Source organism: Paraburkholderia sp. BR10937, assembly GCF_040965695.1.
Classification (GTDB): domain Bacteria; phylum Pseudomonadota; class Gammaproteobacteria; order Burkholderiales; family Burkholderiaceae; genus Paraburkholderia.
In genome coordinates, this window is record NZ_JBFRCL010000022.1 from 1 (window position 1) to 13,285 (window position 13,285).

A 13,285-nucleotide genomic window follows, 5' to 3' on the forward strand; every position below is an offset into this window, starting at 1 on the left:
ATTCCGGGCTGGACCCTGCCCGGCGTGCTCACGGCGGGCGCCGCACAAATCCAGCTCAAGAGCGCGGGCGAAGTGCCCGCCTCGCCAGCCGTGCTCGTGGGCTGCGGGCCGCTGCTCTACCTGCTCGGCTGGCAATACGTCCGGGCAGGCGTGCCGATTCGCGCGCTCGTCGACACCACGCGCCACGAAGACCGCTGGCGCGCGAAACGCCACCTGCTTGCCGCGCTGCGCTCGTGGCCGTTCCTGAGCAAGGGCCTGCACCTGATCCGCACGCTGCGCGAGGCCAGGGTGCCCATTTTCGAAGCCGCCGACGACCTCGCCGTGGAGGGCCGTCAGGGCAGCGACGGCGTGCAGCGCGCGGCAGCGCTCACGTTCACGTCGCAAGGCCGCGCGCACCGCGTCGAAGCCGAGGTGATCCTGCTGCACCAGGGCGTGGTGCCCAACACGCAGTTCACGCAGGCGCTGCGCGCCACGCATCGCTGGGACAACGGGCAGCTTTGCTTCACACCGCAAACGGATGCATGGGGCGAACTCGACGTGCCCGGCATCTTCGTGGCGGGCGACGGCGCGGGCATCGGCGGCGCCCAGGCCGCGGCGCAACAGGGTGTACTCGCGGCGCTCGCCGCCGCCGCACAGCTAGGCTCGATCGATGCCGCCGCGCGCGATCGCGAGGCGGGCCCCCATCGCGCGGAACTCGAGCGCGTAATGCGCATCCGTCCGTTCCTCGACAGCCTCTACCGCCCGCGCGATGCGAACCGCATCCCCGCCGACAGCACCATCGTCTGCCGATGCGAAGAAGTGACGGCGGGCGAGTTGCGCGGCTTCGTCGGCCTGGGCTGCCTCGGCCCGAATCAGGCGAAGTCGTTCGGCCGCTGCGGCATGGGGCCGTGCCAGGGCCGCATGTGCGGCCTCACCGTGACCGAAGTGATCGCCGAGGCGCGCAGGGTGCCGCCAGCCGAGGTGGGCTACTACCGCATCCGGCCGCCCATCAAACCGCTCACGCTCGGAGAACTCGCCGGTGAATGACGCCCGAACTCCCCCTGCGAGCGCCCTGCAGGAAGCGGACGTGCTCGTGATCGGCGGCGGCCTGCACGGTTCGAGCAGCGCCTTTCACATGGCGCGGCGCGGCGCAAGCGTGATCGTGCTCGAAGCCGACTACGTGGGCCGCCATTCGTCGGGCGTCAACGCGGGCGGCGTGCGCACGCTCGGCCGCCCGCTCCCCGAGATCCCGCTCGCCCTCATGTCGCGCGAAGTCTGGCACACGCTGCCCGACACCATCGGCCACGACGGCGGTTTCGTTCCCTCTGGACAACTGAAGATTGCCGAGACCGAGGCCGAACTGGAGGAGTGCCGCGAGCGCGTCGCGCTGCTCGAAGCGCACGGCTTCACGCACGAAAAGCTGATCGACCGCGAGACGGTGCTCGAACTCGAACCGGCACTGGCGAAGCACGTGACGGGCGGCATCTGGGTCGAACGCGACGGCTATGCGCTGCCCTTTCGCACCACCACGGCGTTTCGCCTCGCCGCGCAAAAGCACGGCGCGCGCTTTCACGAAGGCACGGCGGTCACGCACATCGAGCCGCGCGGCGAGCGCTGGATCGCGCAAACCCCGCGCGGCACCTTTGCCGCGCGCAAGCTGCTCGTCACGGCGGGCGCGTGGTCGGGCGAACTGGCGCGCCAGGCGGGCGAGCCGGTGCCCGTGCACCCCGAAGGGCTCATGCTGATGGTCACGCACCGCGTGGCGCCGTTCTGCCGCGCGACGCTCGGCGCAACGGGCCGGCCGCTCTCGTTCAAGCAGTTCGACAACGGCACGGTGGTGATCGGCGGCAAGCTGATCGGCATCGCGGAACTGCCGGGGCGGCACGGCGAAGTCGATTTCATGCGGCTCGTGAAAAGCGCGCAGACCGTCGTCGATCTGTTTCCGCATCTGCGCCATCTGGGCGTGAACCGCGCATGGGCCGGCGTGGAAGCGTTCACGGCCGACTCGCTGCCGATCATCTCGGCGAGCCGGCGCGCCGCGAATCTCTACTACTCGTTCGGCTATTGCGGCAGCGGCTTTCAACTCGGGCCCGCGTGCGGGCGCCTCGTTTCCGAACTCGTGCTCGACGGCGCGCCTTCGCTTTCGCTCGATGCGTTCGCGATCGACCGCTTCGAGCGCGCCGCGGTGCAAGCGCCGCTGGCCGGCGTTGCCGCGCATTGACGCCATCGATTTCCTCACCCTGTGTCGCCCTTGCGGCGAAGGAGCTTGCAGACACATGAACGATATCGTTCGTATCGAAACCAGTCAGCGCATGAGCCGCGTCGTGAAGGCCGCCGGACTCGTGTTCGTGGGCGGCCAAACATCCGCCGATCCGTCGCCCGACGTGAAGATCCAGACCGCCGCCGTGCTCGCGAAAATCGACGGCTTTCTCGCCAAGGCCGGCATCGACAAGACCCGGCTCGTCTCCGCGCAGGTCTGGCTCGCCGATATCGCGCGCGACTTCGCGGGCATGAACGAAGTGTGGGACGCATGGGTGCCCGAAGCTTGCGCGCCCACGCGCGCGACAGTGCAGGCGCAGCTGGCGTCGCCGCAACTGCTCGTGGAAATCGCGGTCGTGGCGCTGGGTTAAGCACCGCGCATGATGGCTGCCGGCGCTGCCGTGAAAGCGCGTCGACAGCCACAGTCGAACAACCGTAAAGCGATGGGCACGGCATCGCGCGCACGCTGTAAGCGCAAGTTCACGTTCGCGCGGCACAATGGCGGACCCACCCGAACTTAGAGGAGCGCGCGATGGCCCTTCCTTACGGTTACGTCAAGGCGAAGATTGTTTCCGCACCGCAGTTGAAGGCCACGCGGCGGCCACACGAAGTCCAGTACCACCTGCACTTCGGCGTGACGGTCGATGGCACGCGCTGGGACATCGCCGTGAACGTGGGCACCACGGACGCGGACGACCTGCTCAAGTACAAGCTCGTGTTCGACTTCAACCACAACGTGCTCTCCACGCTCGAGGGCGCGGCCGAAGGCTCGACCGATCTTACGGGCACCGACGCGCTGCCGGCCATCGACTTCGAGCGCAGCGACTTCCTCGCCAATACGGGCGCATGGCGCAACAGCGATGTAATGGACGGCTCCGATCAGGTGGAGCCCGTCGCCTCGCTGCAGCGCCTGCTGTTGCGCGCGCAACAATCGTCGCTCGATGTCTACGTGTTTGGCCGCTTCTACAGCGAAGGCGACGGCATCCACGACGTCCACATGAACCAGGGTTCGAAGGGCGAGTTCATCCACAAGGCCGGCAACGACGCGAACGACCACAACGATATCTGGCAGGACGGCGCGCTGCTCGTGGATCTGGGCGACCCGGAATGGGCCTTGTATGTGGCGGCGTTCGATCAGCAATACGTGCCCACCGACAATCTCGGCAACCCCACGCCGGATTCGCAGCCGATTTCGTAAACGGCGCGTGGGCGCATGCCGGAATCCCGCCATGCGCCCGCCCGTTGAAACGGATCGACTCGTTTAGAAGTCGATCTTCGCGTTGAGGCTGACCGTGCGCGGATCGCCCGGCGCGATGTAATCGGAGTACTGGAACATCCAGTAACGTCGATTCGTGATGTTGTCGATGGCCGCGCGCAGCGTCACGTCGTGGCCGCCAATGCGCGTGAAGTAGTTCGCGCCCACGTTCACGACCATATAGCCGCCCGTTTCCAGATTGTTTGCCGGACGCACCTGGGTGCTGCCCGTGAACTTCGCGTCCGCGGCCAGCTGCAGGCCCTGTACATAAGGCACGTCGTAAGTCACGCGGCCCGCGGCGACGAAGGTTGGCGCGCCGGCCACGCGATTGCCGTTGTACGACTGGCCCTTCGCGTACCACGTATCGAGCAGCGTGACGCTGCCTGCCACCTGCCAGCTTCGGCCCAGCCGCACACTGCCGGCCGCCTCGACGCCTTCGTAGATCGAATTGCCGTCCTGCACGTAGACGTTGTCGGCGTTCGCATAGGCCGCGCCGCGCTCGATGCGGAACAGGGCCGCCGTGGCGCTCCAGCGCTCGTGTTCGCTCTTGATGCCGATTTCATACTGGCGCGAGCGCAGCGGACGCAGCATCGCCCCGCCGTTCGCGTAGATGCTGTCCACGATCGCGCCCTGCTCCAGCGCCTCGACGTAGCTCGCGTACAGCGTCGTGTTCGGCTCGAGCTTGTACATGAGCGCGAAGGTCGGCGTGAGCACGCCGTTCTGGCTGTACTGGGAGGTCTTTTCGCCCGTGGTTGCGTAGTTGTTCTGACTATAGTTCGTGTAACGCAGGCCGGCGAGCACCGCCCAGCGGCTCGTGATCTGCATCGTGTCGCTCACGAACGCCGACGCCTGTGTGATGTCGCTCGTGCGGTAGGTTTCGAGCCCGCCGCCCGAATAGAAGCGCCACGGGTTGGGCTGATACAGATTGCCGTTGCCGAGCACCGTATAAATCGAGTTCAACGCGTAGTTGTTGGTCTGGTGCTGGTACGCGCCGCCAATCACGAGTTGATGCGTGAACGGCCCGGTCTTGACCTTGCCCTCGAACATGCCCTGCCAGTAGATGTCCTGGTGGGCTTCGTCGCCATTCCAGCGCGCGTCGGTGTAGTCGCCTTGCTGGTTGAGCAGCGTGAGCGTGCTCTCGTTGCGGTCGCGCGCCGACTTGCTGTAGCTGCCCGAGGTCGCGAACGACCAGTCGGGCGTGAGCTGGTAACGCACGCCCGCCGTGTAGAGCTGCAGGTTGGTGTTGATGTGCTGGTCGGTACCGCCGAGCAGGTTGCTGCCGCCGCTGATCACCGCGGGCAGGCTCGACGCCGTGTAGCTGCCTGTGTAGATCGCGGGCGTCTGGCCGCTGGAGCGGATCGTCTGGTAGAGCGCGTTGAACCACACCTGCAGGTCGCGCGTGAGCTGGCCGTCGAGCGCGAGCGAAACCGAGTTGCGGTTGATATCGCCGGCGTTATAGGTCTTGCCCGCTTCCTTCGTGTAGTTCAGGCGCGCGCCGAACATGTCGTCCGGGCCGAAGCGCCGGCTCAGGTCGACGTGCGTGCTCAGCACGCCGTCCATGCGATAACCCACGTCGAGGCTCGTGACGGGGTCCTTCTCCGGCCGCTTCGTCACGTAGTTGACGAGGCCGCCCGGCTGCGCGAAGCCGTACATGAAGCCGCCCAGGCCCTTGAGCAGTTCCACGCGCTCGAGTTGCTCGTAGGGCATGGTGATGCCGTACGAAATGAACGGATTGCCGTCGATGCGAAAGCCGTTCTGCCAGTCCACGGGCAGGCCGCGAATCGTGATGTAGGTGGCCCACGCGTTATAGGCGTTGCTGTTGTTGGTGACCGAGGCGTCGCCGGCAAACACGTCGCCGAGCTTGTAGACCTGGCGCTCGGCCAGATTCTCGCCCGTCACGACGGTGGTCGAGAACGGCGTGTCGAGCTGCGAGCGCGTGCCGAGCGCGCCGCTGTTCACCGGCGTGCTCAGGTTCAGCGGCGAATCGGCGACCTGGCTCGCACTCACCTTCACGGCGGGCAGCGCCTGGTCCTTGCCGGCCGTACCGGAGGCGGCGGCGGCCTGAGGCGTCTTTGGGGCTGCGCTCGTCGCGCCGCTGTCCTGCGTCGACGTTTGGGCAACAGCGGCTTGAGCCGCCGCGAAAGTAAGCCAGGCCGCAATATGCAACGGCCGCGGCAGCGTGCGTCGCGCTTGTCGCGCGTGTTCTCGGTTGTTCATGTCGTTTTCGAAGGGTCGTCTCGCCAGTGCTTGCCAGGATACTTCAATGAGAAGCATTCGCATTTTCACTGGCGGGCGATATTAACAAACCCTTACGACTTTTCCTAGAACCCGCGGCTCATTCGTCAGATTTGATGGATTCCCTCGAAATACTGCTCAAAACGGACTCGAAGCGACCAAATAGTGTCTATTTTGCGCAAGAATCACCGGAAATCGTCTGGATTGGACAGCCGCACGAAAGGTGGCGCGCCCGTGCCCGGATTGCTACTTTGCGTGATGCCGGCGCCTGGAAATTCGCTAAGCCGCGACATAAAATAGAGGCCCAGTCAGTGCATTCACGTGGTGACCGCGTATGAGACACGCTACGTTCCCCGTGCTGATCGTTCTGGCTTCGGTCCCGGCCGCATGGGCCATGGGCCTCGCCGCGGCGAACGAAAACACGGATCTGCCCTCTCCCCAGAGCGCGGCGTCTGCCACGCTCCATTGGCCTCCCGCCTCCCCCTCGTCCATCCCGCCGGGCATTTCGCGCGCCGCGTTGCATACGGGGACCCAGAAAGACGACAAGACGTATTTCGAAGCGCTCCCGGGCGGCGATAAAAAGCTCGACGATGAAGGCGCGCCCCTTCGCGGCGATCGTTTCCACTGGCAGCAACCCTAGCACTCACACGCTGCACGCTTGCACACGTACAATCGTCAGTTTTCCTGATTATTGTTGTCGGCCGCCAGCATCAACTGGCGGCTCTGCCCTCACTGTGTTGCGCGCTTACGCCTTCACTGCCGGCGTGTGCGGCGGCACGACCGCGGGCGGTTGTCCCGATGCAGGCGCCGGCGCATGCCCCGGATAGACGACGATCACCGGCCCCGGCATCGCCCACACGGGCACCGCGAACAGCACCGGCATCGGTGCGGGCATCGCGAACGCACCGTTGAATGCCGCTTGCTGAAGCTGCTGCATCTGGGCCTGCATGGCCCACATCTGCGTGGTCATTGCGCGCATCTGCTGCAGCGCCCACGCGGGCGGCGGTCCGCCGCTGCTGCTCTGAACCTGAATGCTGCTGGCGCCGTTCGGGCTATGCCAGCTCCACGTACTGATCTTGACCGGGCCTGCCGAGGTCTGGACCACATGGGTCTCGCCCTGAGCCGGAACGAAGTGGCCGTCGACGTTGACGAAAAGCGGCTGGGCCGCCAATGCGAGGGCCGGTGCGCACACCAGTGCGGCCGCCGCCATAGCAGTGCGAAAACGCATCTCATCCTCCATTGTTCGAGTCTCCACGCGCGGTTTGCGCCGGGAGGCGTTTTCTACTATGTCGAGCAAGACTTAAAAATCGCTTAAAACGCGCCGGTGCGCTGGCATTAATCCACGGTCAAGAATCCGCTCTTGCGAGCCGCCGGGCCCTTCGCCGGCGACATCGCGGCGAACACGATGGAGGTCGGATCATGAAAACCGGAATCTGTTCAACCGCGCTCGTTGCTGCGCTGATCTTGCCAGCCGCAGCCTTCGCGCAAAGCGGCAATGCTTACGCCCAGCTCGATTTGAACAGCGGCCCCGCGGCGCACGTGCAGCTTCCCGCCGACGTGCACGCCGCCGAAGCCCGCGTCGCGACGCGCAGCGGCGCCGACGATGCCACGCTCTGGGGCGTGGGCGGCGTGCCAGGCGGCATGTCGCAGTCGGGCATGACCGCGCACTCGCATTCGCGCGCCGTGCTGTATCTGCACCACTGAGCCGCCGATAAACGGCCAACCGGCCAGCGGCATCTGCACCAGGCTATCCGCGCCGCATAGCGCGCGCGAGGGCATGCTTGTGCTTCGGCCATGCTGGAACGGCTCAAAGCGCGTTCCATGACATGATCGGCGCGTCCTGCAACTGGAACGCCATCATGTCCCGTCTGGTTCGTTCGCGTCTGCGCCTGAAAGTCTGCGTGCTTGCTACTTCGCTCGCCTTGCTGGCGGCGCCGCTCCTCATTGACCCTGCGCTTGCCTGTACGCGCGCGCTCTACGTGGGCGACAGCGGTCTCGTCATCACGGGGCGTTCGATGGACTGGTCCGAGGACATGCGCTCGAACCTCTGGGTCTTTCCGGCCGGGATCGAACGCGACGGCAACGCGGGCCCGCGCTCGCCGCACTGGCGCTCGAAATACGGCAGCGTGGTGGTCTCGGGCTACGACATCGGCAATGTGGACGGCATGAACGAGCGTGGCCTCGTGGCCAACGCGCTCTATCTCGCCGAAACCGATTACGGCAAGCCCAATTCGGGGCGGCAGCCGCTTGCCATCAGCCTGTGGGCGCAATACGTGCTCGACAATTTCGCCACGGTTGGCGAGGCCGTCGATGCGCTTGGCCACGAGCCGTTCCAGATCATCGCGCCGCCGCTGCCCGACGGCAAACCGATCTCGATCCACCTCGCACTTTCCGATTCGCAAGGCGACTCGGCCATCCTCGAATATATCGACGGCAAGCTCGTGATCATGCACGACAAGGCGTACAAGGTGATGACGAACTCGCCGATCTACCCCGAACAGCTTGCGCTCGATACGTACTGGAAAGGTGTGGGCGGTCTCGCCTTTCTGCCCGGCACGAATCGCGCGGCCGACCGTTTCGTGCGCACCTCGTTTCTGCTCGACGCCATTCCGAAGAAGCCCGACCCGGCCTATATGGCGGGCGTGCCGCAGCAGAACGCCAACTATCAGGCCGTGGCGAGCGTGATGAGCCTCATGCGCTCGGTGAGCGTGCCGCTCGGCATCACCACGCCCAACATGCCGAATCTCTCGTCGACGATCTGGCGCACGGTCGCGGACCAGACGAACCGCGTCTATTACTTCGATTCCGCCACCCGCCCCGACACGTTCTGGATCTCGCTGAGCAAGCTCGACCTCAAGCCCGGCGCGCCCGTGATGAAGCTCACGATCGATTCGGGCCAGGTGTATTCGGGCGAGGTGTCGGGCAATTTCGTGGCGACGCCGTCGTTCAAATTCATGCCTGCGCCCGCGCCTTGATCGCCACGCGGCGATTCGATTCGCGCTTATTTGGCGAACAGCTGACCGATGTCCTTGAACGCCTTGAATTCGAGCGCGTTGCCGCACGGGTCGAGCAAGAACATCGTGGCTTGCTCGCCCACCTGCCCCTTGAAGCGTACGTAGGGCTCGATCACGAACTTCACGCCGAAGGTCTTGAGGCGCTCGGCCAGCGCCTCCCAGTCGCCCCAGCCCAGCACGACGCCGAAATGCGGCACCGGCACGTCGTGGCCGTCCACGGGGTTCGTGTGCGCGTGGTCCTGCGAGGCCGTTTTCGGGTGCTCGTGAATCACGAGCTGGTGGCCGAAGAAGTCGAAGTCGACCCACTGCGCGCTGGAGCGCCCTTCCGCGAGGCCGAACACGCGACCGTAGAAGTCGCGCGCTGCTGCGAGGTCATAAACGGGAATGGCGAGGTGAAAGGGGGAAAGCGACATGCATGTCTCCACTGTCTTTGAAAGCGATCCCGCCATGGTAGACAGGCCGAATCAAAAACAAAATCAATATATAATTTTCTGATTCACAAATATTCTTGATGAATGATACGCGAACTCAGAACCCTCGTGGCTGTGGCGAGAGAAGGCACGTTCGCCGCGGCGGGACAGAAGATCGGCCTGACCCAGGCTGCCGTGAGCGCGCAAATGCAGCGACTCGAGGCGGAGCTGGGCTTCGCGCTGTTCGACCGCGAGGGGCGCGCGGCGCGCCTGAACGCGATGGGCCAGCAGATCCTCGCCCAGGCGCACGAAGTCATCCGGCTCTATGAAAACCTGAGTTCGAGCGCGGCCGGGCCCGCGGCGACCGGGCGCGTCACGCTCGGCGCGATCGCTTCCGTGCAGCGCGCGCTGGTGCCCGAGGCGCTCGCCGAATTCCACCGACGTTGTGCCGGCTGCCGCACGCGCGTGATCCCCGGCGTTTCGATGGAGCTTCACAATCTCGTGGATGCGGGCGAAATCGACATGGCGGCCATCATCCGGCCACCCTTCGCACTGCAAAGCGATTTGCGCTGGACCACGCTCGCACGCGAGCCGTTCCGCCTCATCGTGCCGCGCCACGTGAAAGGCCACGACTGGGCCGAGCTGCTGGCGACGCAACCCTTCATCCGCTACGATCGGGCATCGTTTGGCGGGCGCCAGGTCGACCGCTTCCTGCGCCGCATGCACTACACCGTGCAGGACCTGAGCGAGCTCGACGAGCTGGAAGCCATCGTCGGACTGGTTGCGAACGGCGTGGGCGTCGCGCTCGTGCCGCAAACGTCGGCGTGGCGGCGCTGGCCGGCCAGGGTGCGCGCGATCGATCTCGGGCAGCACACGTTCCACCGCGACGTCGGCCTCGTGCATCGCGCGCCGGGCACGCTGAGCGACCCCGCACGCCTGCTGATCGACCTGCTCGAATCGCGCGCCCGTGCGCAACAGCCGGCGGACGAGGCGCCATGAACCCGTCATGCCTTGCAGGCCCACTGGAGAAACACACGTGCGCACTCCCGAACAATTGCTTTTCCTGCCCGGCGCCTCGGGCAACAAGGCCTTCTGGCGACCATTGGCCGATCGGCTCGCCACGCCGGCAGCGCGCCGCTTCGTCGGCTATCCGGGCTTTGGCGGCGAGCCGCCGGACCCGGCGGTCGCCAGCATCGACGCCATCGTGCAGCGCGTGCTGGCCATGCTCGATCGGCCCACGGCGCTGATCGCCCAGTCGATGGGCGGCGTCATCGCCATGCGCGCGGCGCTCGAGAAGCCGCGGTTCGTCACGCATCTGGTGCTCTCGGTCACGTCTGGCGGCATCGACACCGCGGCGCTCGGCGCGCAGAACTGGCGCGCGGGCGACACGAGCGCCTTCCCCGAGTGGTTCGTCTCGTTCCATACGGACCTTTCGAACCAGATCGCCAGCATCACCCAGCCGGCCCTGCTGCTGTGGGGCGACAACGATCCCTTGAGTCCTGTCGCGGTCGGCGAGCGGCTCAACGCGCTGCTCGCCTATTCCACGCTGCACGTGGTGCGCGGCGGCGAGCACGATCTCGCGAGCGTCCACGCCCAGGCGTTGGCGCCGCTCGTGGATGCCCATCTGACGGCGGGCTGACCCGTTGCCCTGCGGGACGAGCGACAGTCGTTTCGACCAAATTCGTCGAAAAATACATTAAAAATAACTGGACGAAAATCAATACGATTGCACAAATCACTAGATCGTCGCCATCCAACCCACAGGAACGCCTATGCCGCGCCCCATCGTCGCCCGCATTCAACCCGACGCCATCCGTCACAACCTGCAGCTCGTAAAGCAGATCGTGGCCGGCTCGCGCGCCTTCGCCGTGATCAAGGCCAATGCGTACGGTCACGGCATCGAGCGCATCTATCCGGCGCTCGCGGGCGCCGACGGCATCGCCCTGCTCGACCTCGATGAAGCCGTGCGCGTGCGCGAACTGGGCTGGACCAAACCGCTGCTGCTGCTCGAAGGCGTGTTCGAACCCGCCGACGTCGAGCTGGCCGCAGCATACCGCCTCACCGTGGCCGTGCACTGCGACGAGCAGCTCGATCTGCTCGCGGCAGCGAAGCCGCAGCAGCCCATCGATATCCAGCTGAAGATGAACTCGGGCATGAACCGCCTGGGTTTCCGCCCGCACGCGTATCGCGCTGCGTGGGAACGCGCACGCGGCATTGCGTCGATCGGCGCGATCGGTCTCATGACGCACTTCGCGAACGCCGACGACGGCCACATCGACTGGCAGCTCGACACCTTCGACGCGGTGGTGCAGGACATGCCCGGCGAGCAGTCGGTGTCGAATTCGGCGGGCGTGCTCTGGCACCCGCGCGCGCATCGCGACTGGGTGCGGCCCGGCACGATCCTCTACGGCGCGTCGCCCACGGGCGTGGCGCGGCACCTGGAAGGCTTCGGACTACGTTCGGCCATGACGCTCACGAGCCGCATCATCGGCGTGCAGACGCTCGCACCGCAGGAAACCATCGGCTACGGCCGCACCTTCGAGGTCGACCGGCCCATGCGCATCGGCGTGGTGGCGTGCGGCTATGCGGACGGCTATCCGCGCCACGCGCCCACCGGCACGCCGATTGCCGTGGACGGCGTGCGCACGCGCGTGGTCGGGCGCGTCTCGATGGACATGCTCACGGTCGATCTCACGCCGTGCCCGCCTGCGGGCATCGGTTCGAGCGTCGAGCTGTGGGGCGACCAGGTGCGCGTGGACGAAGTGGCCGAAGCGTCGGGCACGATTGGCTACGAGCTGATGTGCGCACTCGCGCTGCGCGTCCCGGTGGTCGTGGCCGACGGCGCGGATACGGCCAGCGCTGCGCAATCACACGGCGAGCGCATGGCCGCCTGACGACGCCGAAAGCTCGCTGACGAAATTTCGTCAAACTTCCGGTTGAGCCCCGGCCTTGCGTCACCTATTTTTGTGTTGACACGCGCGGTGCATCGCACACCGCGCACTGCCAACACTTCAAGGAGACACCCGTGGCCGACCAGGAGACTCACGCCTACGCGCCGCATCATGCGGACTACCGGCTCATCGGCGGTGCAGGCGAACGCGCGCGCGCAGCGGGCCTCGTCAACGCGGACTGGTACCGGTGCGCCGTGCCGCGCCCCGTCATGAAGCAGTTGATGCAGCGCAGCGACGCGCGCGCCATCCGCGACACCGTGATCTGGTATGCGGCCATCGTCGCGGGCGGCGTGCTCGCCGGGTTCCTCTGGCACGCGCACTCGTGGTGGGCCGTGCCCGCGTTCCTGGTCTACGGCACGCTTTATTGCAGCCCCGCCGATTCGCGCTGGCACGAAGCGGGTCATGGCACCGCTTTCAAGACGCGCTGGATGAACGACATGCTCTATCAGAGCGCGTCGTTCCAGGTGTTCCGCTGCGCGACGATCTGGCGCTGGAGTCACGCGCGTCATCACACCGACACGCTCGTGGTGGGCCGCGATCCCGAGATCGCCGCCCCGCGCCCCACCGACTGGCTCTCGCTCGCCCTCAACATCTTCGCGCTCAAGCACGCCTCGCGCGAGCTGCCGCGCATGATCTCTGCTGCATGCGGACGCCTGGGCGCGGAAGAACAAAGCTTCGTGCCCGCCTCCGAATGGCCCAAGGCCATTCGCGAAGCGCGCCTGAGCCTGCTCGTGTACGCGATCGTGATTGGCGCGTGCATCGGCTTTCGCAGCACCCTTCCGCTGCTTTATATCGGCCTGCCCAGCCTCTACGGCGCGTGGCTTTATCTCTACTTCGGCCTCACGCAGCACGCGGGCATGCCCGAGAACGTGCTCGACCACCGGCGTAACTGCCGCACGGTGATGATGAATCCCGTGTTCCGCTTTCTCTACTGGAACATGAATTATCACGTCGAGCATCACATGTTTCCGATGGTTCCTTTTCACGCGCTGCCGCGCCTGCACGAAGTCGTGAAAATGGATATGCCGCCGCCCTATCGCAGCAGCCTTGCCGCGTACGCGGAAATCATTCCCGCGCTCGTGCGGCAAACACGCGATCCCTACTATCACGTGGCGCGCCCGGTGCCGGGCCACGCCGAAGCCTGAGCCGTTGCGCACACAACCTTCAATACCAGTCTGGAGA

The 13,285-nt window shown here is 65.9% G+C and carries 14 protein-coding genes; 11 read left to right on the plus strand and 3 right to left on the minus strand.

Annotated elements, in window-relative coordinates; translation table 11 throughout:
• The 4 genes from AB4Y44_RS19140 to AB4Y44_RS19155 all read left to right on the plus strand — a co-directional run.
• Window positions 1-1,026, plus strand: a 1,026-nt coding sequence (locus tag AB4Y44_RS19140; RefSeq protein ID WP_368700542.1) for an FAD/NAD(P)-binding oxidoreductase, incomplete at its 5' end; no start/stop codon positions are given.
• The gene (locus AB4Y44_RS19145; protein ID WP_368700543.1) at window positions 1,019-2,200 is read left to right on the plus strand and encodes an NAD(P)/FAD-dependent oxidoreductase; all 1,182 of its coding nucleotides are present in this window, start codon (window positions 1,019-1,021) and stop codon (window positions 2,198-2,200) included. The genes AB4Y44_RS19140 and AB4Y44_RS19145, both read left to right, overlap by 8 nt.
• A gap of 55 nt (window positions 2,201-2,255) precedes the next feature.
• Window positions 2,256-2,609 carry a RidA family protein gene (locus AB4Y44_RS19150; protein WP_342921980.1) on the plus strand — a complete coding sequence of 118 codons (354 nt, stop codon included), beginning with the start codon at window positions 2,256-2,258 and terminating at the stop codon, window positions 2,607-2,609.
• A 161-nt stretch (window positions 2,610-2,770) separates the two neighbouring features.
• Window positions 2,771-3,436 carry a DUF2278 family protein gene (locus tag AB4Y44_RS19155; protein ID WP_342921981.1) on the plus strand — a complete coding sequence of 222 codons (666 nt, stop codon included), beginning with the start codon at window positions 2,771-2,773 and terminating at the stop codon, window positions 3,434-3,436.
• Between the two features lie 63 nt (window positions 3,437-3,499).
• On the opposite strand, the gene AB4Y44_RS19160 is transcribed toward AB4Y44_RS19155, so the two are convergent.
• The gene (locus tag AB4Y44_RS19160; protein WP_368700544.1) at window positions 3,500-5,710 is read right to left on the minus strand and encodes a TonB-dependent siderophore receptor; all 2,211 of its coding nucleotides are present in this window, start codon (window positions 5,708-5,710) and stop codon (window positions 3,500-3,502) included.
• A gap of 352 nt (window positions 5,711-6,062) precedes the next feature.
• On the opposite strand from AB4Y44_RS19160, the gene AB4Y44_RS19165 reads away from it, so the two are divergent.
• Window positions 6,063-6,368, plus strand: a complete 306-nt coding sequence (locus AB4Y44_RS19165; RefSeq protein ID WP_342921983.1) for a hypothetical protein — start codon at window positions 6,063-6,065, stop codon at window positions 6,366-6,368.
• Window positions 6,369-6,473: 105 nt separating this feature from the next.
• Here the strand turns inward: AB4Y44_RS19165 and AB4Y44_RS19170 are convergent, their stop codons facing one another.
• A complete protein-coding gene (locus tag AB4Y44_RS19170) occupies window positions 6,474-6,956 on the minus strand; it encodes a hypothetical protein (protein ID WP_342921984.1) in 483 nt (160 codons plus the stop codon).
• 191 nt (window positions 6,957-7,147) lie between these two features.
• On the opposite strand from AB4Y44_RS19170, the gene AB4Y44_RS19175 reads away from it, so the two are divergent.
• Both AB4Y44_RS19175 and AB4Y44_RS19180 read left to right on the plus strand, forming a co-directional pair.
• Window positions 7,148-7,432 carry a hypothetical protein gene (locus AB4Y44_RS19175; protein ID WP_342921985.1) on the plus strand — a complete coding sequence of 95 codons (285 nt, stop codon included), beginning with the start codon at window positions 7,148-7,150 and terminating at the stop codon, window positions 7,430-7,432.
• Between the two features lie 155 nt (window positions 7,433-7,587).
• Window positions 7,588-8,703, plus strand: coding sequence for a linear amide C-N hydrolase (locus AB4Y44_RS19180; RefSeq protein ID WP_342921986.1), 1,116 nt, complete (start codon window positions 7,588-7,590; stop codon window positions 8,701-8,703).
• 26 nt (window positions 8,704-8,729) lie between these two features.
• Here the strand turns inward: AB4Y44_RS19180 and AB4Y44_RS19185 are convergent, their stop codons facing one another.
• On the minus strand, window positions 8,730-9,155 hold the full coding sequence (locus AB4Y44_RS19185) for a VOC family protein (protein WP_342921987.1): 426 nt from the start codon (window positions 9,153-9,155) through the stop codon (window positions 8,730-8,732).
• 102 nt (window positions 9,156-9,257) lie between these two features.
• On the opposite strand from AB4Y44_RS19185, the gene AB4Y44_RS19190 reads away from it, so the two are divergent.
• The 4 genes from AB4Y44_RS19190 to AB4Y44_RS19205 all read left to right on the plus strand — a co-directional run bounded on the left by AB4Y44_RS19190 (window position 9,258) and on the right by AB4Y44_RS19205 (window position 13,248).
• Complete coding sequence (locus tag AB4Y44_RS19190; RefSeq protein WP_342921988.1) at window positions 9,258-10,151, plus strand: LysR family transcriptional regulator; 894 nt, start codon at window positions 9,258-9,260, stop codon at window positions 10,149-10,151.
• A gap of 37 nt (window positions 10,152-10,188) precedes the next feature.
• Window positions 10,189-10,791, plus strand: coding sequence for an alpha/beta fold hydrolase (locus tag AB4Y44_RS19195; RefSeq protein ID WP_342921989.1), 603 nt, complete (start codon window positions 10,189-10,191; stop codon window positions 10,789-10,791).
• 133 nt (window positions 10,792-10,924) lie between these two features.
• Window positions 10,925-12,046 (plus strand): alanine racemase, encoded by a 1,122-nt coding sequence (gene alr / locus AB4Y44_RS19200; RefSeq protein ID WP_368700545.1) that lies wholly within the window; start codon window positions 10,925-10,927, stop codon window positions 12,044-12,046.
• A 131-nt stretch (window positions 12,047-12,177) separates the two neighbouring features.
• On the plus strand, window positions 12,178-13,248 hold the full coding sequence (locus AB4Y44_RS19205) for a fatty acid desaturase family protein (protein WP_368700546.1): 1,071 nt from the start codon (window positions 12,178-12,180) through the stop codon (window positions 13,246-13,248).
• Window positions 13,249-13,285 lie beyond the last annotated feature (37 nt).

What these genes read in the sequence shown, in the direction of transcription:
- AB4Y44_RS19150 (WP_342921980.1), top strand. Translation starts at nt 2,256, where the DNA reads ATGAACGATATCGTTCGTATCGAAACCAGTCAGCGCATGAGCCGCGTC.
- AB4Y44_RS19155 (WP_342921981.1), top strand. Translation starts at nt 2,771, where the DNA reads ATGGCCCTTCCTTACGGTTACGTCAAGGCGAAGATTGTTTCCGCACCG.
- AB4Y44_RS19160 (WP_368700544.1), bottom strand. Translation starts at nt 5,710, where the DNA reads ATGAACAACCGAGAACACGCGCGACAAGCGCGACGCACGCTGCCGCGG.
- AB4Y44_RS19165 (WP_342921983.1), top strand. Translation starts at nt 6,063, where the DNA reads ATGAGACACGCTACGTTCCCCGTGCTGATCGTTCTGGCTTCGGTCCCG.
- AB4Y44_RS19170 (WP_342921984.1), bottom strand. Translation starts at nt 6,956, where the DNA reads ATGCGTTTTCGCACTGCTATGGCGGCGGCCGCACTGGTGTGCGCACCG.
- AB4Y44_RS19175 (WP_342921985.1), top strand. Translation starts at nt 7,148, where the DNA reads ATGAAAACCGGAATCTGTTCAACCGCGCTCGTTGCTGCGCTGATCTTG.
- AB4Y44_RS19180 (WP_342921986.1), top strand. Translation starts at nt 7,588, where the DNA reads ATGTCCCGTCTGGTTCGTTCGCGTCTGCGCCTGAAAGTCTGCGTGCTT.
- AB4Y44_RS19185 (WP_342921987.1), bottom strand. Translation starts at nt 9,155, where the DNA reads ATGTCGCTTTCCCCCTTTCACCTCGCCATTCCCGTTTATGACCTCGCA.
- AB4Y44_RS19190 (WP_342921988.1), top strand. Translation starts at nt 9,258, where the DNA reads ATGATACGCGAACTCAGAACCCTCGTGGCTGTGGCGAGAGAAGGCACG.
- alr (WP_368700545.1), top strand. Translation starts at nt 10,925, where the DNA reads ATGCCGCGCCCCATCGTCGCCCGCATTCAACCCGACGCCATCCGTCAC.